Origin of the sequence: Halalkalibacter lacteus (genome assembly GCF_036663595.1) — a bacterium.
Taxonomy (GTDB): Bacteria; Bacillota; Bacilli; order Bacillales; family Bacillaceae_D; genus Halalkalibacter; species Halalkalibacter lacteus.
On record NZ_JAWRVL010000032.1, the window covers coordinates 1 to 19,472 of the forward strand.

General features: G+C 34.2%; 15 protein-coding genes, 1 rRNA gene, 4 pseudogenes and 2 riboswitches. Of the genes and pseudogenes, 5 read left to right on the forward strand and 15 right to left on the reverse strand.

Going from position 1 to position 19,472, the window contains the following annotated elements; all coding sequences use genetic code 11:
• Positions 1 to 308: 308 nt before the first annotated feature.
• From SAZ04_RS18075 to SAZ04_RS18085, 3 genes are all read right to left on the reverse strand, one after another.
• On the reverse strand, positions 309 to 1,505 hold the full coding sequence (locus tag SAZ04_RS18075) for a phosphoglycerate dehydrogenase (protein ID WP_332697833.1): 1,197 nt from the start codon (positions 1,503 to 1,505) through the stop codon (positions 309 to 311).
• Between the two features lie 186 nt (positions 1,506 to 1,691).
• Positions 1,692 to 1,769: riboswitch (ZMP/ZTP riboswitch) on the reverse strand.
• A gap of 219 nt (positions 1,770 to 1,988) precedes the next feature.
• Positions 1,989 to 3,287, reverse strand: coding sequence for a lysine N(6)-hydroxylase/L-ornithine N(5)-oxygenase family protein (locus SAZ04_RS18080; protein WP_332697835.1), 1,299 nt, complete (start codon positions 3,285 to 3,287; stop codon positions 1,989 to 1,991).
• A 770-nt stretch (positions 3,288 to 4,057) separates the two neighbouring features.
• Positions 4,058 to 5,059 carry a DUF3231 family protein gene (locus SAZ04_RS18085; protein ID WP_332697837.1) on the reverse strand — a complete coding sequence of 334 codons (1,002 nt, stop codon included), beginning with the start codon at positions 5,057 to 5,059 and terminating at the stop codon, positions 4,058 to 4,060.
• Between the two features lie 378 nt (positions 5,060 to 5,437).
• Here SAZ04_RS18085 and SAZ04_RS18090 point away from each other — a divergent pair, with 378 nt between their 5' ends.
• A complete protein-coding gene (locus tag SAZ04_RS18090) occupies positions 5,438 to 5,590 on the forward strand; it encodes an aspartyl-phosphate phosphatase Spo0E family protein (protein WP_332697839.1) in 153 nt (50 codons plus the stop codon).
• A gap of 1,514 nt (positions 5,591 to 7,104) precedes the next feature.
• Positions 7,105 to 7,230, forward strand: a pseudogene (locus tag SAZ04_RS18095) (DJ-1/PfpI family protein); the annotation flags it as partial.
• Between the two features lie 46 nt (positions 7,231 to 7,276).
• Here SAZ04_RS18095 and SAZ04_RS18100 read toward each other — a convergent pair.
• Positions 7,277 to 7,479: pseudogene (locus tag SAZ04_RS18100) on the reverse strand (isochorismatase family protein); the annotation flags it as partial.
• A gap of 671 nt (positions 7,480 to 8,150) precedes the next feature.
• Here SAZ04_RS18100 and SAZ04_RS18105 point away from each other — a divergent pair.
• On the forward strand, positions 8,151 to 9,209 hold the full coding sequence (locus tag SAZ04_RS18105; RefSeq protein WP_332697841.1) for an ATP-binding protein: 1,059 nt from the start codon (positions 8,151 to 8,153) through the stop codon (positions 9,207 to 9,209).
• Between the two features lie 441 nt (positions 9,210 to 9,650).
• On the opposite strand, the gene SAZ04_RS18110 is transcribed toward SAZ04_RS18105, so the two are convergent.
• The 3 genes and pseudogenes from SAZ04_RS18110 to SAZ04_RS18120 form a co-directional block, all read right to left on the reverse strand.
• On the reverse strand, positions 9,651 to 10,202 hold the full coding sequence (locus SAZ04_RS18110; RefSeq protein ID WP_332697843.1) for a CBO0543 family protein: 552 nt from the start codon (positions 10,200 to 10,202) through the stop codon (positions 9,651 to 9,653).
• Positions 10,203 to 10,601: 399 nt separating this feature from the next.
• A pseudogene (locus tag SAZ04_RS18115) lies at positions 10,602 to 10,836 on the reverse strand (carbon-phosphorus lyase complex subunit PhnI).
• 26 nt (positions 10,837 to 10,862) lie between these two features.
• Positions 10,863 to 11,218, reverse strand: a pseudogene (locus SAZ04_RS18120) (ATP-binding cassette domain-containing protein); the annotation flags it as partial.
• 174 nt (positions 11,219 to 11,392) lie between these two features.
• Here SAZ04_RS18120 and SAZ04_RS18125 point away from each other — a divergent pair.
• Both SAZ04_RS18125 and SAZ04_RS18130 read left to right on the forward strand, forming a co-directional pair.
• Positions 11,393 to 11,842 (forward strand): (deoxy)nucleoside triphosphate pyrophosphohydrolase, encoded by a 450-nt coding sequence (locus SAZ04_RS18125; protein ID WP_332697845.1) that lies wholly within the window; start codon positions 11,393 to 11,395, stop codon positions 11,840 to 11,842.
• Between the two features lie 55 nt (positions 11,843 to 11,897).
• Positions 11,898 to 13,154, forward strand: coding sequence for an ATP-binding protein (locus tag SAZ04_RS18130; RefSeq protein WP_332697847.1), 1,257 nt, complete (start codon positions 11,898 to 11,900; stop codon positions 13,152 to 13,154).
• 354 nt (positions 13,155 to 13,508) lie between these two features.
• Here the strand turns inward: SAZ04_RS18130 and SAZ04_RS18135 are convergent, their stop codons facing one another.
• From SAZ04_RS18135 to SAZ04_RS18165, 8 genes are all read right to left on the reverse strand, one after another.
• On the reverse strand, positions 13,509 to 13,709 hold the full coding sequence (locus SAZ04_RS18135; protein WP_332697849.1) for a cold-shock protein: 201 nt from the start codon (positions 13,707 to 13,709) through the stop codon (positions 13,509 to 13,511).
• Positions 13,710 to 14,115: 406 nt separating this feature from the next.
• Positions 14,116 to 14,646 (reverse strand): redoxin domain-containing protein, encoded by a 531-nt coding sequence (locus SAZ04_RS18140; RefSeq protein WP_332697851.1) that lies wholly within the window; start codon positions 14,644 to 14,646, stop codon positions 14,116 to 14,118.
• Between the two features lie 151 nt (positions 14,647 to 14,797).
• A 5S ribosomal RNA gene (rrf, locus tag SAZ04_RS23565) occupies positions 14,798 to 14,909 on the reverse strand.
• A gap of 121 nt (positions 14,910 to 15,030) precedes the next feature.
• A complete protein-coding gene (locus tag SAZ04_RS18145; RefSeq protein WP_332697853.1) occupies positions 15,031 to 15,984 on the reverse strand; it encodes a ribose-phosphate diphosphokinase in 954 nt (317 codons plus the stop codon).
• A 24-nt stretch (positions 15,985 to 16,008) separates the two neighbouring features.
• Positions 16,009 to 16,971: a 2-hydroxyacid dehydrogenase gene (locus tag SAZ04_RS18150; RefSeq protein WP_332697854.1), complete on the reverse strand. Its 963-nt coding sequence runs from the start codon at positions 16,969 to 16,971 to the stop codon at positions 16,009 to 16,011.
• Between the two features lie 197 nt (positions 16,972 to 17,168).
• Positions 17,169 to 17,284, reverse strand: a riboswitch (SAM riboswitch).
• 58 nt (positions 17,285 to 17,342) lie between these two features.
• Positions 17,343 to 18,221 (reverse strand): alpha/beta fold hydrolase, encoded by an 879-nt coding sequence (locus SAZ04_RS18155; protein WP_332697856.1) that lies wholly within the window; start codon positions 18,219 to 18,221, stop codon positions 17,343 to 17,345.
• A gap of 337 nt (positions 18,222 to 18,558) precedes the next feature.
• On the reverse strand, positions 18,559 to 18,759 hold the full coding sequence (locus SAZ04_RS18160) for a cold-shock protein (protein ID WP_060671790.1): 201 nt from the start codon (positions 18,757 to 18,759) through the stop codon (positions 18,559 to 18,561).
• Positions 18,760 to 19,086: 327 nt separating this feature from the next.
• Positions 19,087 to 19,221, reverse strand: coding sequence for an MrcB family domain-containing protein (locus tag SAZ04_RS18165; protein ID WP_332697866.1), 135 nt, complete (start codon positions 19,219 to 19,221; stop codon positions 19,087 to 19,089).
• Between the last annotated feature and the right edge of the window lie 251 nt (positions 19,222 to 19,472).

Genomic DNA, 19,472 nt, shown 5'->3' on the forward strand with positions numbered 1-19,472 from the left:
ATTTATTGGATTTTAGAAAGAAAGATAAAGGCATAAGAGAAACCCCACTTGAAAAAGTGGGGTTTCTCAACAATCTGTCACGTTATGTATAAATAACGTGATTTTTCTATTTAATAATCTACTCTTCTACCAATTGTTCAATTAGACCTTTAGACCATGAACTCCTTCAACACACTCATTAAAAGATGTCCATTCCTTCAGGTTATGACTAATACCATCTTTACTACTTACAAATAACATGGCATTTGGAATATGCTTCGCACAACCATTGCATCATGGCCCACTCCACTGTTTTATTTAAAGAAGGTTTAAATAATACGTGTTGTAACGATACCCTCGATTTGATTGATTTTTTCCTCCACACTAGGAATGATCTCGCCATTTACATCATTTTCAATATCAATCATCGTATACGCGTATTCGCCTCGGCTTCTGTTAACCATATCAGCGATGTTCAAATCAAAACTTGAAACAGCTGATGTGATCTGTCCAACCATGTTCGGAACGTTTTTGTGGAAAGCTGCCACACGTCGTTTTCCTGTATAAGGAAGAGAAGCATTTGGAAAATTCACTGAGTTTCGGATGTTTCCTGTTTCGAGAAATTCCTTCACCTGGCGAGCCGCCATAATGGCACAGTTTTCCTCTGATTCTTGCGTAGAAGCACCAAGATGTGGGATCGGAACTACATTTTTCATTTTCAATACATTTTCATTTGGGAAGTCTGTAATATACTTACCAACTCTCCCGCTTTCAAGTGCTTCTGCCATATCCTTTTCATTCACAAGCTCACCACGTGAAAAGTTCAAAATATGAACGCCCGTCTTCATAATGCTAAACGTTTTTTCGTTAAACATTCCTCCTGTTTCACTCGTGAACGGAACGTGTACAGTAATATAATCAGAGTTAGCAAACAACTCTTCAATCGTCATAGCGCGCTGTACATTGCGTGACAAGTTCCAAGCTGTATCAACAGAGATGAACGGGTCAAACGCGATAACATCCATATCCAAATCAAGTGCATCATTCGCTACAAGCGCACCGATCGCGCCTAAGCCGATTATACCTAGAGTTTTTCCCTTAATTTCTTTTCCAACAAATTGTTTCTTTCCTGCTTCTACAAGCTTTGAAATTTGTTCCCCTTCACCTTCTAATGTCTTTGCCCAAGCCACACCTGCAAATAAGTTACGAGACGAAGCCATTAATGTTGTTAGAACAAGTTCTTTTACAGCGTTCGCATTGGCACCAGGGGTATTAAAAACGGTAATTCCTTGCTCTGTACACTTGTCGACTGGAATATTATTGACACCCGCTCCAGCCCGTGCAATTGCTTTTAAATTATTACCGAATTCTATTGTATGCATGTTAAAACTGCGAACAAGAATAGCATCAGGATTTTCACTGTCATTGTCAAGAATATAATTATCCTTGAATACATTTAGCCCGCTTTCTGCTATATTATTTAACGTTTTAATTGTTTTTACTTTTTCTAAAGTTTTTGTTTTCATTTCGTTTTCTCCTCTTTCTATTTATGATTGTTTTCAAATTCCTAAATTAACTAAAAAGGTTTTATGCAAAGGAACTGCCCATCAGTCAAATTCTTATGAAAGTTTGCATTTAGAATAATGACATTTAAAAGTAGTATTCGCTATCCCCTCCAAAATAAACAGAAAGAGGTAAGGGATACTTCCCCTTACCTCTGCCCAGGCGAACGGCTACGACACTATGTGCTCCCTCGCGGTTATCCGCGTTCGCCAGTTACACATAGCCTTTTTATTAATTTCATTTTATCAAATTCTCAACCAATCTTCAACCTTGAATATGTGTCAATTTAAAGATTATTCCATTTCATTTCTTTGCTGAATTATCTTGTGAAACCCAGCTATAATATATCATTTCAAAGATTTATCACTTTTTGTTATTCCACATTCTAACACTAATAAGAAAAAAAGCATTTCTGTTACTAAAATGCTGCTTTTTATGGAAAATCACTAGAACGTTTCTGCATCAAAACTTTGAAATACATATTTCTCATAGATCGGAAATACTTCTTTTCCAATTAAATGATTGATAATTACCTTATTTCGATGAACTGCAAGCCCTAAGTTTGTTGACCCTACCCCATGAGAATGTGATATCCCACTATGAACATAAATTTGATTTGGAATATTTAGACGTAAACGATAATCAGCCTCCACCTCATATCTACCTTTGTCATCCCAATAAATATAAGAACCTACCTTGTTAATAAAGTCCGGTATAAAAGGACGGTAGCCGGTACCTACAATCACAACTTCACTTTCACGGGTGAAATTTTTATTTTGTTGCCACTGATTACAAAGAATTTCATATTTATCCGCTTTTTCCTGAATCCCTTTAACTTCTGTTAAAACCTGTATTCCCACATTCATTTCTTCACAAGAGACTGAATGTTCATAAAGTAAATTATAAATATCAGTAATTGTATGCGAACTAATACCTTTATACAGTAAATTTTGAGATGCAAAAATTTCATCTTTTTGCTTCTGAGGAAATTGATAAAAATAATTAACATAATCTGGAGAAAATTGTTCTACACTCAATTTAGATTCTTCCATGGATAAAAAGCTTCTCGATCGTGTAATCCAACTCAATTCATAATGATGCTCCATCCGTTCTTTTAACAATTCACGAAACACTTCTGCAGCACTTTGACCTGAACCAATCACAGTAATTGATTTAGCTTTTCTACAGCGTTCTTGACGATCTAGAAATTCAGAAGTATGAAACACATTTTCTGGAGAAAGACCTTGAAAAGATTTCGGCATCACAGGAACACTGCCCGTGCCTAATGCAAAGTTTTTACAACTATATGTTGTTGTCTCTTTAGTCTGTATGTCTTGAACTGTAAGTAAGAAATATTCTTCATATTGATTGTATTCTAAATCAATGACCCTTTTTCCAAAACGACAATTTTTCAATTCATTTGCAACCCACTGACAATAATCGTTATATTCTCTTCTTGGAATATCCAGTCGTTCTAAAAAATAAAAAGGATATAAGCGATTTTTTTGAGACAAATAATTCAAAAAACTATATCGATTTGTTGGGTCAGCTAATGTTACTAAGTCCGCCATAAATGGAACTTGAAGCCTCGTACCCACTATTAACATTCCTGGATGCCAATCAAAATGTGGCTTTTGATCGAAAAAGACTGATTTCACTTCCGGAAGGTCATCTAGTAAAGCTGCAAGACTCAAATTGAAAGGTCCTATCCCAACTCCTACTAAATCATATATATAATCATCCATTTATCTTTCCTCCTCAAAGTCTTTTTCTTTCTATTATTAGGAGAAAAGTAAAAAGAATTCTTATAACAAAGAGAAATGTTATTGCCTAACGTAAAAACAACTTCACAATAGGAGATGCCAGACATACAACACCTGTTTCTAGGTCGTTTGGACATCCACATCGAAATCATGTAAAACCCGTAGGTGTCTTAACGTAGTTCTAAATGAATATAACTAATTGAATGGATTGTTTCGTTTCAATAAACAGTATCATGAAAAACGATAAAAAAGTGGACTACCCGCCTTTTACAAAAGAAAACCACTTTTGTTGAAGTGGGGCTTATCGACTTATCGTTGCTTTTGTTAGCCAACGAAAACTGACCGAGCTGACTCCCTTGTTCCAAAAGTTTTTGCATTTATGCTAACGATAAAGAATCAACTTCTTTTAGAAGCGAAAATTCCTCTTTGTACTTAGCAGGAATCAAATTTTTTTTTAAATCTTCCCTCCCTCATACGTTATCCGAATTCTTCTCAAAAAACTGGATTCCTAAAAAAGGAACCCAGTATAACAGCTGAATTTTTTTAATATCCCTTCGGCGCAAGTCTAAGGAGGTATAAAAGGCTAAATAAATTTAGATTTAATTGACGAGTTAATCTCACTATATTTGGAAACAGTGATTTAAGCACGAACGTTAATAGCTTTATCATTTTATCGCCTCCTGGTTCTTAGTTTGATCTAAGAAGGATGAAATATCATTATATTATTTAATTTTTTATTGGGAATATCAAAATCACTCTGAAGATAACGCATCTCGATCAACAGTTTCTGGGGGCTGTTCCAACCATCCTTGTTCAATCATAATTTCTGCTCCATCTTCAAGAAACATTCCAATATTCATTAGGAATCGGATATACATTGTGCCAATATCATGTCTTGCGGTAACAGATAAAGCATTTCCGTAGTGCCTTATCTTCATCGAAAACATATCAATTTTATGTTGCAACATCAATTTATCTGAAAAAGGAGCGAAGGTTGAAGTTGTCACCAAATGGTCTAGAATTGTCGGGGACGGCAAGTTCTCTTTCTGAAGTTGCTTCGAGCAACTTTGAATATGTTTGTTGGTCATGTTTTTGCCCCTAACAAAGTATTCCCTAACTTTCTCCATTCTCGCTACTTGACTAAACCCAATTAATAAGGACTTACTTGCTACATTACTTTGTACGATATCGTAAAGATGGGTAATCTCGATTGCGGAAAGGGGTCTAACATTTCCCAAGAAACCATTTAAATAATTTTGCTTTTTTACAAAGTCAATTGTTTTTGGTATGGGGATATATGGTGATTTCTCTAGAAAACCTTTTTTTATTAATACGTCGTTGACTTGATTTGTTAACCTCACAGTAGAATCAAGACATTTCGTAAAAAAATCTCTAACATCTAATCTAACCATTAAAGGTACAGCAACGCCGTATAGGTTAAGTCCTGCTTTTCCAGCATATTTTAAGTAATGAAGATAAAACTCATCCAAGAATAGCCTAGGAGCAGCTAGATTAACATCTTCCTCCGTGAAGCCTTTTGGAATAGGAATGTTCTCTTTTCTAAATATTTCTTCAATCGTTTGGACAAATTCATCACTTAAATTCAATGCATATTCGACAACACTTTTGATTTCTTGATCATCAACATGTTGAACAAAGTACCCGAGAACGCATTGTGACATAGTATTCCCCATATATGTTATCCAAAGTTTTGCGATTTCCGCTGATGTTAATTTTTCAGAAGAATTATACATTAATTTTTTACTCCTTATTTATACCTTAAGTGTTTGTAATTATATTACCCTTGATATAGCTTGTTTATGTTACTGCAAACAGCTAAACACAAGAGCAACGAGATCAACATAATGCTAATTAATTTCAAGCGACATGTTTCGTTATTGAACAAGGAAGCGATGCTTTTGTTCTTGTATTAATAAAATAGGCGCTACTCGTTTAATAAAGTAGCGCATTCGTTAATTGAATAATAATGTTAATTTATTACAGCACGTTATCAAAAAAATGTATTTCCTTTTGTTTTTTTGTCGAATATGTTTTATTAAACGATGATTCTTTTTTATAATTACTTTTATTGGTTAAAAATAGTCGTAAAAAATGCAGGGGTTGTTGGCAGAATGAATAAGAACAAGTTAATAGAAAGTATTACAGTAAAGAAAGATGAAATGGGTAATATCGCATTAAAATATGGATTAGGAAGTGAGAGAACTTTAAAATGCAGTCAAGAATTAGATAACCTTCTTAATGCATATCAACAATCTTTTTATTGAAAGAGTAAATAAAAAAAGAGCGGTTCGCCCTTTTCTATTTACATTTTTGTGCTTTTTTATTACTATTTTATACTTCTTGCCATACTCCTATCACTTCTTCCTTTTGTCGTTTACTTATATGGTAACTAATATTTCTTCGTCCAAAGTATTTCTCGTAAGAATTAATGTTTTATTCCTACAATCACTACCCAATAGTTTAAATAAGAACCTATCCCCCGGCTTGTACTAGACTATAAGTCCTCGTTATCCATAGACAAGAAGGTGTCTTAAGTCCTGCTAAAAGCTTGCACTGTGGAAATCCCCACGTTCCTATCCTTGAGAATGCATGTATAACAAACAGAAAGCGACCTCATTCATCTTAGTGAGGTCGCTTACACTATTTTCTCATTCATTATACTAACCCTTTCGTTTTATCTAGGTTGGTGTTTCAAAAAAAACTTACCATTAATTTTCCCCTTAGAAAAAATAGGATGTTTCTCATAACTAGCACTTTATAGCACTTTCAGTGGCGTCTCCTCCTTCTAACGTACATAACAGGCATTAACACCATTAAGATCTGACTTAATCCCTGAAATCCCATACATATTTGAATGTTGATGTCCATTCTAAGGGAAAGTCATTTCCACATTTTTCACAAAAAACAGATTTCATCTCAGAGATACAGACAACACTTTCCCCTTGTTCAAAGTATCGAAAACAGTCATGGCAATACCAGGAATTAGTTTCCATTTCCATTTCCATTTCTATTTCCATTTCATTTCACTCCCTGAGAGAGGATATTTTGAATACATTTTATTGAGTCAAATACTTATATTCAATATTCTAAACTTTAACCCCCCCCTTTTACGTTGAAAAAACCAAAAGGGATAAATTAGAGATTGCTAAATAAGTTTACAACTTCATTAAGCGACCTTATTCATCCTAATTAGAATTATAAAGTCGCTTAACCATTTTCAGATACATTAATCTGTGATAACCCCCTTCAGTTTCATTTAATTGGTGTTCAACTATCGCCTTGTAAAGAAATATTTCCCTTAGAAAAGATTTACATTTTTAATCCCCAGCGTATTAGACATACGCCTTCGCCTAACTAATTTCATTGGAATCACCTTCTCATTCAATTTGCTTTTAAGCTTGTCCCATGTACAATTCTGTACATATTACATTTGACTGATTTACTGGTAACTCCCTTTTTCTTCATGGTTTCAATTACGTCTCCTTAAATGTCTCCATTCATTACCTCCTTCCTTGTATCTTGTAATCATTATAAATGATAACTAGACTATTGTGAATATTCTAAATAGTTAGAAATAAGGTGCTTTTATATGTTTTTCTACATATTTCTTTCTTTTCCTATCAGTTTCTCACGTTTTTGATTTTTCTGGATAATTAATCAATTTATCAATATAGGTTTTTGAAAAGATTAGACGTACAGAATCTTCTTTAGGCGGAACTAGCAGAAAATCGTCTAATTGATAAATGATAAGACAACATGAAAGAGAATAAAGAGAATATTTGCTAGTGTTAATCCCTCGCAATATGATGGGTTAATTATTCCAGGAGGACGAGCACCCGAATATATTCGCTTTGAGGAAGCGTTGCCGAAAATTATCCGCCACTTCTTTGAAGAGAATAAGCCATAGGTAGCATCATTCTCTTCAGAATGGCTTCTTTCATTCGTTTTGCCTTCATACCAAACGATGCTGTTGCATCTGAAATTAAGTATGTATTGAAACCTAAATTACCACTCATTCTTGTAGTTGTAGATACACAATGTGGCGTAGTCAGACCAGTTATTACAACTGTTGTAATTTTATTGGTTTTTAATAACGCTTCTAACCTGTACCTATAAAGCTACTATTAACTTTCTTTGTTATAATTACCTCCTCTTGCTAATTCTCCAAACTGTGCACGATTAACCCCTTCTGCGAAGTGTTCCGTTGATTTTTCTGATTTTCTTTGTTTTTTATTTTATCTTGTTGTTCTTCACTCACATAATCCCCCCTTATTCCGTTCTATATTACTTTTACTTAAAAAGGATAGCGATTAGGTTTGTCTTTCTCAAGAAATTACAATAACTTTCTAAACTATGTAGAATTTGTAGAAAAAGAGAGAAAGAAAGAGAAAAACACTGAAAACGAATATAAATCTAAGTTTTTTTAATATTTACAATAAAAAGTTTTTTTCGTATTATAAGGACAAGTAATCCACGATACACAGAAAGTAGATAACAGACTAGACTAATAAGAAAGAAGGTGAATGTGTATTTATGCATACGCAGGGTATGAGTTTGGCTTTAAACTCTAGTATGAGTTCATTATTAAGCCCCCTTAAAATAAGTTTTTTAGTAATGAAAGGATAAGTAAAAAATAATGAGTGAGGAAATAGTGTAAGCGACCTTGTTATTCTAATTAGGATGAACAAGGTCTTTTATTATTTACTCGTTTTTGCACCAGAACCGAAAAAAGTGTCATTTTTCTTGCAGAACGACACTTTTAAGTGTTATATATCAGGTATAATACCTTTTAATGAATAAACAATTCATATAGGAGTAACTGTCATGCACAATAAAAATTTCGTCTCTCTTGATGAACATCAGATTTTTCTACAAGGACCAGTAGTGGTATTTAAGTGGAAAAATGCCAAGGATTGGCCGGTTGAATATGTCTCATCAAATATAGAAGAAAACTTAGGATATAAAAAAGAAGACTTTTTGTTAAGTCGTATAAAGTATGCGGATATCATTTTTGAAGACGATTTGCTCCGGGTTTCAAATGAGGTTTCAAACTACAGTTTAAGTGAGTGCAATATGTTCGAGCAAGAGTACGGAATTGTAAAAAGTAATGGAGAAATCATCTGGGTCTATGATTATACAACAATAGTAAGAGATGAAAATGAAGCAATTACTCATTTCTATGGTTATATATTAGATATTACTAAACATAAAAGAAACGAAGAAGCTCTTAGGAGAACAGAGAGATTAAATACAGTAGGGGAATTTGCTGCAGGAATTGCACATGAAATTAGGAATCCATTAACGTCATTAAAGGGATTGCTTCAGCTAATTAAAAATGGGAAAATAAAAGAAGAGTACAAGGATATCATGGAGTCAGAGTTGGATAGGATAGAGTCCATTCTCAATGAGTTCCTGATACTATCCAAGCCACATTTAACACAATATAATAAAAAAGATATTCATGTTCTATTTAAGCAAATTCTTCCTCTTTTTGAAACACAAGTAACCTATAACAATATACAATTGGTTACTGAATTTGATTTAGAAGAATTACTGATTAACTGCAATGAAAATCAATTAAAACAAGTATTTATAAACTTTATAAAAAATGCCATGGAAGCCATGTCTAATGGCGGAATTATTAAAATTGAATGCAAGAAAGAACATAATGAACTCTGTATTCGTTTTATTGACGAAGGTTCTGGTATTTCTAAAGAAAACTTAAAACGTCTTGGTGAACCTTTCTTTACTACAAAGGAGAACGGTACAGGTTTAGGTTTAATGATTAGTTACAAAATTATAGAAGAACATGGCGGAACTATTCAAGTTGAAAGCCAATTAGGCATAGGAAGTACATTTAAAATTAAATTGCCTTTTTGTTAAAAGAAGACAAAAGGTCAAAGTTGATTTTCTGGTTCTAGTGTAAAAACTTCAAAAATTGTAATTAATCTCTAAATCTTTTCCATACTGATACTATTATTCAAAAAAAGGAGTAGTGACAAGGAACCTCATTTACCACAAACATGAGTCGCTCTTCTACTAAAGCATCCGTTAGCCTTCTATGAAGCTCTGCTTCACCACAGAAAATGTAAGAAAACATCGTTCTTTCACGGTAGCTTAATAAGAAATTTTTACTAGATAAACTTATTCTGCGTTATTATTACTGGTTCCCGAACTGCTACCAGCACTAAAATTTCAATGGTTTTTCACTTCCTATTTCAAATAAAACCCTTGATTTATCAAGGGTTTATATATCTTTTCCTCTATTTGAATAATTCCTACTTTACAATGGCATAATCAATTATTATATTCTTAAATCAATAACTAAGACATTGTTTTTTGAAATCTTATAATTTTTTCAACTAACCATTTTACTGCCAGTCCAATGATAATATAGATTGGAAAAGAGTATGTGTTTTTCCATTTTAGTTCTTTATAAATATTCATCCATTCACTTAAGGGTTCTAAAATAAAAGAAAAAACAGCAGACATTAAAAAAGCAGCTACTACAAACGACTTCCATTTAGAGAAATATTGAAAAAGCAACATAAATAAAATTGGAAGTAATGTATAATCTATTGGAAATAATGGTGTACATAAGGCAAGTAATGTATTAGGATAAAACCACCTTGAGTTATTCCATCCAACCACATCTAGAAATGTTGCAATTATTATTACAAAAAAGCCAAATAGTAATATTTCTGTAATTCTTTTTTTATCAACAATTCTCCACCATAAAAACCACGGTACTATTGATAAAATCAGTAAAATCCACCATTCTCCTGAGAAAACAAAATTTTGCCACTCTTCATTCATCATTTGATTTAACTCTTTAATGTGTTGTTCCATTTCAAAATGTTTTGGGATTTCTTTCAAAGAATCACCTTCAATCAGTTACTATCTCTGTCATTTTGACCAATATGTATTTCGTCTATACTTGTCGAGTTTCGCAATTTATATTAAAAATCACATTAAATAATAATAGATAGTTAGAAATCCAATCCTTTCTTCAACAATACTGCCACTTTAGTTTAAGCGAAAACATTCACAAATCTTTGCTTCTATATATCATCACAAATATCCATCGTCATAAAAAATGTCCTAAACAATATGGACCTTTAATGAATTAACGTAAGTGGCGTTTTTATACAATATAATAAAAAGAATGGAAATTGAATCTTCATGAGCTTCATCAAAAGGATAAGAAACGTAAACATCGCTGTAGCCCACTCGTAGTGCCCCAATTGTCGGGTGAACAACCCACCACGCATGCTACTATACGCCAAGTCTGTATGTATAATCATAAGTTGGTCGAAGAACCTGACCACCTGGGATATCCTTAAAAGAGGACGAACTACGACGAATCACTCGCATTTCCCTAGGTTCAACGGTCAATAAATAATGATTTCGCGGCAAGGTTGATCGGTAACGTGGCTTCAGCAGGGTCACCTTCTGACTGCTTAAGAGCAAGTGCAGCATACTCGGGTGCATAAAGCCCACCTTCTCCCATCACACGATCGATTAATAAACCATTTGCTGTTTAATGTTAACGACAACCGTAATTCCCATTGAAGTAGAGATGTTTTTTAGTTGATCCGTAAGAACTTTGAACTGTTTGGATCTAATGAGGCAATTGGTTCATCGCATAATAGCATTTTAGGGCTGTGAATTAAGGCTCTCGCAATACCGACACGTTGCTTTTGACCACCACTTAATTGATCACAACGATTATATGTTTGATCGGCTAACCCAAAAACATCTAAAATTTCTAATGCTTGTTTCTTTTCTTGCTCACTGTATATCCCTAAAACACCAGTTATGAGAGATTTAAATCCAAGTCTTCCACGAAGTACGTTCTCAATGACATGTTTGATGGTGTTAATGTGCGAGAACTACGAAAAACAAGAACAAAGATCGGTATGATTTTTCAGCATTACAATATAGATTTACAAAAAATACTTATTAAACGCACTCCTCATAACCTTTGTTAGATCAACTCCACCAAAACGAGATTCACTCTAAAAAACATGTTATGATCATACAAATGAACAATTAGGAGGATCACCGTGAAAAAAGCCATAAAGGTCGTAGCAGCCATCATTGAAAATGACGAAAATGAAATCTTATGTGCTCTTAGGTCTCCTGAGATGTCTCAAGCAAACATGTCGGAATTTCCAGGGGGAAAAGTGGAAAAAGACGAAGACATCTACACAGCTCTCAAAAGAGAAATTAATGAAGAGGTACATTGCCATATTGAAACGATTGATTTATTCCATGATCATATACACGAATATAAAAATTTTACGATCAACCTAATTGCCATTACAGCTATAATTGTTAAAGGTACACCCACTCCAACAGAACATTCAAAACTAATCTGGCTGAAAAGAGAAAACCTTAGTTCTCTCATATGGGCTCCAGCTGACGTTCCAGCAGTTGAACAATTAATTAATCAAAAAGAGGATGAGGCTAACTCAAAAGGCAGCTCTTCTAGTACATTTTCCTCTATCAACTAATAGCCTCATATATGTTAAAATATTCGTATCTATTCAACATCAAGGAGAGGGCATTATGTTTAGTTTTGATAACTATTTGTTTGCATTGTTAGTAGTGTTAGTTCCTTTTTTTGTCCATTATTCTTTCTTTTATAAAAAGGATTTTTCAAGAAAGAACTCTCTCTTTTTCGGATTACTTTGTTGCGTATCCATTATTTTTTCAATGACGTATCCCCTTGAACTTGCCAGTGGACATATTTATGATCTACGAACAATACCGTGGCTCCTTGCCTTTCTTTATGGCGGTCTGAATATGGGGATAGTAGCAACCGCACTTATTTTTGTTTATAGACTAGTTATAGGGGTTGATATTGGTTTTCTAATCACTTTATTTGCGTACCTTACATCTGGTATTAGTGTTTTATTCTTTTTGAAGAAATACAAAAACGTAGATTTAAAACAGAAATTAAAAATAAGCTTCTTATTAACTCTTTTCAATACCGTATTAGTATTAATGGGACTAATATACTCTCCTGTTAATCTGAACATAACCGTATTACCTGCCTTTTTTTCCTATTTTATTGTATCTCATCTAGTTACGGTCCTTATCGTCGTTTACATAATTGAAACGTTACAAGAGAAAGAACAAAATAAAAGTAAACTTCAGCAAGCGGAGAAGATTAAAATAATAGGTGAAATTGCAGCTTCTGTAGCACATGAAGTACGTAATCCATTAACCGTTGTAAAAGGATTTATCCATATTTTCAAAAACGAAAAAAACATAACAAGAAACCAAATCAGTTCGTTAGAATTAATGGACTCTGAATTACAAAGAGCTGAAAAAATCATACATGATTATTTATCTCTAGCAAAAACAAAATCAACGGATCTAGAGAAATTAGATATTATCGAAATCGTGAAAAATGTAGTAGGTGTCATGGAGTCCTACGCTCTATTAAATGGAGTGAATATCGTTAATAATCTGCAAGATTCTTACTACATAACAGCAAATCGAAGTGAACTTAGTCAAGTTTTTTTAAATATTATAAAAAATGGGATTGAGTCCATTGAAGAGAAAGGGACCCTAACATTAAGTGCTCAAAAAACAGGCAACCACGTGGAGGTCCATATTACGGATAACGGAAAAGGGATGAGCGAGGAGGAAATAAAGCGCTTGGGTTCCCCGTTTTATACAACAAAGGACCATGGAACAGGCTTAGGTACAATGGTATGTTATAAGATCATTGATAACTTAAAAGGGGAAATAAACGTAAAAAGTCGAATAAATGAGGGGACAACGTTTTCCGTAGTTCTTCCATTACTACAAAAGTAACCTTGAAGGCAATAAGATACCTGGATTATTTTGCATTCAGAAATTAGAATGTCATTTACAACATACTTAGATAATCTCGTTAGTAAAATCACACTTAAATGAATTGTAGTTACACAAAAATTAGGTATTCTACGTATAATGTGTTATGCTTCATCTAACCATTTTACCACTTGTATCATGTTTGCCCCGAGGCTGACTAAAGTAAAAGTGCCAGATCCATCGATTCGAACATATAGACGTTACCATACAGTTCTATCTATTCGGATTTGTGAAAGGATCAGGCATTCATTAGTCAGCCTTTTTTATGTTGTTTTTTGCATAAAAAAAGGACTCTACTAGAGAGTCCTTTCATTATTATGCTTTGTTTACGTTGATAGCTTGAAGTCCACGTTGACCTTGTTCAGTGTCAAACGTAACTTTTTGGCCTTCATCTAAAGATTTAAAGCCTTCGCCTTGGATAGCTGAGAAATGTACGAATACGTCATCTCCACCTTCAATTTCGATGAAACCGAATCCTTTTTCTGCGTTAAACCATTTTACTGTACCTTCTTGCATGTGTGTTTCCTCCTGCGGTGGATTATGTCCACCTTTTATTACTATCGTTGCTCAAGTTCATTATCAAAGGCGAAAAGTTTAAATACTTATTCTTTCCTTACAGACCGAACAAAAATAATTCTTCCTTAGAATAACAGATAAGGTATAGAAAAGCAAATAGGATTTCATTAGGAATTAGGTAATCGATAGTCACAAACTTCCTTCGTGGACTCAAACTCCTTCTCATGAGTCGAACCCGCGAACACCGAATCAAAAAAGTATTGAAATCCATATATGAAAAATACTTTATAAAAGAAAAAATAGGATAAATTAAAATTCATTTAAGCTATCCATTTTTTGCGAGATTAATGGGTGTCTATTTCACAAAAAAATTCCACAACTATAGTGCGGAATTCTCTTCAATCAATTATTGATTTGTTCCCATTTCAAGCTCACTGAAAACCGCCTCATAATCTTCTTTCTTGTCAGCTTTAAATGAGGTGTTTAAGTAGGTAATGATCCCATCTTTATTCACCACAAAGACAGAGCGAACCGCGGTTTCGCCTTTTTCGTTAAATACATTGTAACGTTTCACTGTTTGTTTATGCCAATCTGACAATAATGGATAGGGCAATGTCCCCATACTCGCTGCAAAGACGTTATGCGAGTGGATATGATCGACACTAATCGCCAGTACTTCGACATCTAACTGTTCAAATCTTTTGTAATCCTCTTTCCAAGAGGCAATTTCCTTAATTCATCCAGGTGTAAAATCCATGCCATAAAAAGCCACTACAATACTCTTTTTCCCACGATAATCAGACAATGCAATCTTATCTTTTTTCGTCGCAGGTAATGAAAATTCAGGGGCACTATCACCGACCTTCAAAGTCGTTTCCAAGATGACTCCTCCTTTAGACCAAAGTAAGAAAATACTTTTCCTAAATATTATCTCCATTTTTAGCTTAGATTAGACTGTTGTGAAATATGATTTCTAAATTTTAGGATGTCAGTGTCTCTCCCCGCAACTAATCGTGCTCGGACTCCCCTTTTGTCTTCTATACGGATGGTCTTGTTGTTTATTCATAGGAGCAATTCCATGAGGTTTACGAAGACAAGAGGTTCGTCTCACCGGGGGAAGCCCCCAACTACCATTGGCGCAAAAGAGCTTAACGACTGTGTTCGGCATGGGAAAAGGTAGACCTCTTCGCTATCGCCATCAGGCAAGCAACATTCTTTGAAACATTCGTAATAAATTTAGAAGCATTATTTAGAGGTTCCGGCAAATCAACTATACCCGGAACAATAGAAAATATGAAATCGATCCCAACCACCTTTAGGTTTATTCGAATAACACACTTACAGACTCATTTTTATGAATTCTAATAATAGCTTGAGCTATAAGTGGAGCTACAGATAAGATCGTTAATTTCTCCATCCTCTTCTCATCAGACAAATCAATTGAATTAGTTGTAACCAATTCTTTAATTTCCGAATTCTTTAGCCTTTCGACTGCAGGTCCTGAGAGAACCGGATGGGTACAACAGGCGTAAACCTCTAACGCATCTTTTTCCATTAACGAATTGGCGGCCAATGATATTGTCCCTGCTGTGTCAATCATGTCATCAATAATTATAGCCCTCTTCCCTTTAATTTCCCCTACAACATTCATAACTTCTACTACATTAGGCATTGGACGTCTTTTATCAATAAAAGCAATAGGAGCATGTAATAAACTAGCAAACTTTCTTGCTCTAACTACCCCACCATTATCTGGAGCTACTACAACAATGTCATCAAGTTCTTTCTCATTGAAATACTTTGCTAATAGAGGAACTCCTACAAGTTGATCAACTGGAATATCAAAAAAACCTTGAATTTGGGGAGAGTGTAAGTCTAAAGATAAAATTCTTGTCGCCCCAGCTACTTCTAGTAGGTTTGCAATTAATTTCGATGTAATCGGCTCTCTTGAACGCGCTTTACGATCTTGTCTCGCATATCCATAATATGGAATGACAACATTTATCGATTCTGCTGAGGCTCTTTTCATTGCATCAATCATCGTTAATAATTCCATGATATATTGATTACCCGGCTGAGATGTGGATTGGATAAGGTAAACTTCACACCCCCGTACACTCTCTTCAATATTAATCTGAATCTCTCCATCACTAAATTTTGTGACTGAACTTTCCCCTAAATCCACTCCCAAAAATTCAACAATTTCCTTTGCTAGAGGTACATTAGAATTTAATGAAAATACTTTTACGTTGCTATCAAGTCTAGAATTGCCCATAACTTCTCCCCCATATTGATTCAACTAGTTTACTTTTGTAATTGCATCTTTCCCTGTCAAGATTCGAATTAAATTTCCCGCTGCTAGATCCGCCATTTTTAATCTAGTTTGTTTGCTAGCACTACCAATATGCGGTAGTGCCACAACATTTTGAAGTGTTAGTAACGGATGATTTGTTGATACGGGTTCCTCTTCAAATACATCTAATCCTGCAGCCCAAATAGAACCTTCCTTTAAAGAATCATATAGAGCAGATTCATCTACAATTCCGCCTCTAGCTGTATTAATCAATACTGACGTTTCCTTCATTAGCCCTAACTCTCGCTGTCCAATTAAGTGATGAACTTGAGGGCTATACGGAATAAGGATACAGACAAAATCTGATTCTTGTAATAAACAATCCAATTCCCTATATTGAATACCTAACTCTCTCTCTTTTTCTGGCTTCCTAGTTCGATTACTATAGAGGATATTCATATCAAACCCTTTTGCTCTTTTTACCAACGCTTCACCGATTCTTCCTAAGCCAATGATCCCGAGAGTGGCACCGTATATATCTTGACCAGTAAGTTGCATTGGAGACCATGTTTTCCATTTGTCCTCTCTTAAATAGGCAGAGGCTTCCACAACTCTACGAGCAGTCGCCATTAAAAGAGCAAATGTTAAATCTGCAGTTGTTTCCGTTAGCACACCCGGAGTATTCGTTACAATCATTTCTCTTTCTGTTGCTAAGTTAATATCAATATTGTTAAATCCAACTGCCATATTACTTATTACTTTTAGATTAGGAGCAGCATTTAAAAGTGATTCATCAACTGATTCAGTTAATAGACAAAACAATCCATCAATGTCTTTTACTTCATCTAATAATATATCTCTTGGTACTGGTATATCCTCCTCAGGCCACATTCTCACTTCACAAATAGCTTCTATCTTACGAACAATGATCTCTGGTAATTTTCTCGTTATATAAACTTTAGGTTTCATGGTTTCACCACTTTTTCTCTAGAGTCACTTTTAATTGAGCTTGCTTTTTGGAAAACATTTTTTATAGAAGGATATAACTCACAATCTGAAGCGATACTAGAGGAATTTCTAATAGCCTGGATAAAACTAATATCTTAGTCAAGCTTCAAAAAACCTCTCTTTGATTTAAAGAGAGGTTAGTATTATGAAATACATTCCTCTCATCTTTCAAAGGTTAACACCTTTGCAGGAATTAGCACCGTTCAAGTCAATATTTTGACTTGATGGTTGCCGGGTTTCATAGGGCCTGTCCCTCTACCACTCTAGATAAGAAGTTTATCGCTAGACCGTTATTAAAGCAATGCACCTTTTAGTTTACAAGAATTTATGTTTTAGTAATAGGCTTTTAGGAATTCTATAATCTCTTTGTTTATTTTTATCAAATGTTCTCCTGATGGGAAATGTCCTATATCATAGGCTTTAAATGCAGTTAAATTCGGGATGATTTCTTTTGCAACTTTATTCAATCTACTTTCAGGAAAAAAGATATCTTTTTTCCCTGCTATAATTAATGTAGGTGCGTTATAATTTCTTAATTCCTTCTTCTCCGTTAATTTAGGCATTTCTTGTTCAAGTCTTACGTATTTAAATACATCACCGATAATATTTTTATCAATTTCTTTCATACTATAATCCGACATAATACCAGTGATTTTATTAAGATGTTTTTCTGATGAAGTAACATTAAATAATACTAAAGGAAGTAAAATATCTTTAATCATTCTCATCTTTGAACCTAACCTTATTCCTGCTGGTGATACTAATATGGAACAATCAATTTTATCTGGCATAAATGTAGCTAATCTTAATATGATCCCAGCACCGTAGGATGGACCAATAAAGGCACTACTATCAATATCAAAATAATTCATCAGTTCTACTATCCATTGAGCAAAGCTATTATCCTTCGCTGAAATTCTACTTTCATCACTATATCCTGGATGACCAACTGTATCTGGTGCATAAACTCTATACTTATCTATTAATGGTGAAAACCAAGATAACGTCATTGGATTTATACAATTGCCACCCTGAAATATAAAAACGGGTTTTCCTTCTGGTGGACCTGCTACAAGAACATGAGTTTTACCATAACTTGTATCAACATAAATGCGATCGAAATCAAACTTTAATGATTTTATATATCTTTCATATTGTTCGGTAATAAACCTTTTTCCTTCTTCACTTTTATAGATGGTTACTTTTCCCATGATGGCACCCCATTCTTAATTAAGCCCTTTCAAAAAGAAAGCAAAAGAAATTAGAAATATTACATTTATAAGATGAATTATACCAATTTATCCTAACGGACAAAAGTTGTAGTTTTAATTTTAAAGGAGAGGATAGATAAGTAAGTCAGTTGTAACCAATAAAGAATTAGTTAGTCGTTTCTATGAAGCGATTCAACATTAGTACTATGAGGTCATCATTTTCAAATGAATAGTTGTTACATATTAGGTATTCTTAAGGAAAGACATTCATTAGTCAGCCTGTTTTATGTTTATTTTTCCGCAAAAAAAAGGACTCTACTAGAGAGTCCTTTCATAATTATGCTTTGTTTACGTTAGTAGCTTGTAGTCCACGTTGACCTTGTTCAGTGTCAAACGTAACTTTTTGGCCTTCATCTAAAGATTTAAAGCCTTCGCCTTGGATAGCTGAGAAATGTACGAATACATCTTCTCCTCCTTCAATTTCGATGAAACCAAATCCTTTTTCTGCGTTAAACCATTTTACTGTACCTTCTTGCATGTGTGTTTCCTCCTGTGGTGGATTACGCCCACCTTTTATTACTATCATTGTTCAAGTGCGTTATCAAAGGCGAAAAGTTTAAATACTTATTCTTTCCTTACAGACCGAACAAAAATAATTCTTCCTTATAATAACATATAAGGTATAGAAAAGCAAATAGGGTTTCATTGGGAATTAGGTACACGTTACTCACTTCTCCATCAAAACTGTAGATCATCAAGCTTCACATGGTTAAACTCAAGCGTAATCATTCGGTCCAATACCTTCTTGCTAAAAGGATGAGTCGTTCCATCCATATTCACCTTTCCGATGATAATAGGACGTCATCTATTGCAAATCAGAAACAAGCTCCTCTTCAGAAGGCATCTCATTCATTGTATACATAATGTATACAGTTGTTGAATAAGCATAATCCCATGCTCTTTTCGATGGGCCAAGATTGATTTGCTCATCCTTTTTCACTTTCAGATCTTCTCAATTTCAGAGCGAATTTCCTCATTGATCGCAGCCATTTCTTCGCGAATTGACGCGGTTTGATGTCCACAATTTGACGGAGATACTGACAAAAAGAGGTAAGATGTATGTAACCAGCTTCCCTTTTACTTTAAGCTCAATTTTTGAAGTTGAAAATGACCGACTTGAATTTCTCTCTTTTTTCCGGAAAGAGTCTTACTACACTAAAAACAGGTTGCTACAAAATAATTGAGTAAATG

Bases quoted from the DNA above. Each gene is read 5' to 3' on its own strand.
- SAZ04_RS18075 (WP_332697833.1), bottom strand. From the start codon at position 1,505: ATGAAAACAAAAACTTTAGAAAAAGTAAAAACAATTAAAACGTTAAAT.
- SAZ04_RS18080 (WP_332697835.1), bottom strand. From the start codon at position 3,287: ATGGATGATTATATATATGATTTAGTAGGAGTTGGGATAGGACCTTTC.
- SAZ04_RS18085 (WP_332697837.1), bottom strand. From the start codon at position 5,059: ATGTATAATTCTTCTGAAAAATTAACATCAGCGGAAATCGCAAAACTT.
- SAZ04_RS18090 (WP_332697839.1), top strand. From the start codon at position 5,438: ATGAATAAGAACAAGTTAATAGAAAGTATTACAGTAAAGAAAGATGAA.
- SAZ04_RS18105 (WP_332697841.1), top strand. From the start codon at position 8,151: ATGCACAATAAAAATTTCGTCTCTCTTGATGAACATCAGATTTTTCTA.
- SAZ04_RS18130 (WP_332697847.1), top strand. From the start codon at position 11,898: ATGTTTAGTTTTGATAACTATTTGTTTGCATTGTTAGTAGTGTTAGTT.
- SAZ04_RS18135 (WP_332697849.1), bottom strand. From the start codon at position 13,709: ATGCAAGAAGGTACAGTAAAATGGTTTAACGCAGAAAAAGGATTCGGT.
- SAZ04_RS18145 (WP_332697853.1), bottom strand. From the start codon at position 15,984: ATGGGCAATTCTAGACTTGATAGCAACGTAAAAGTATTTTCATTAAAT.
- SAZ04_RS18150 (WP_332697854.1), bottom strand. From the start codon at position 16,971: ATGAAACCTAAAGTTTATATAACGAGAAAATTACCAGAGATCATTGTT.
- SAZ04_RS18155 (WP_332697856.1), bottom strand. From the start codon at position 18,221: ATGGGAAAAGTAACCATCTATAAAAGTGAAGAAGGAAAAAGGTTTATT.
- SAZ04_RS18160 (WP_060671790.1), bottom strand. From the start codon at position 18,759: ATGCAAGAAGGTACAGTAAAATGGTTTAACGCAGAAAAAGGATTTGGT.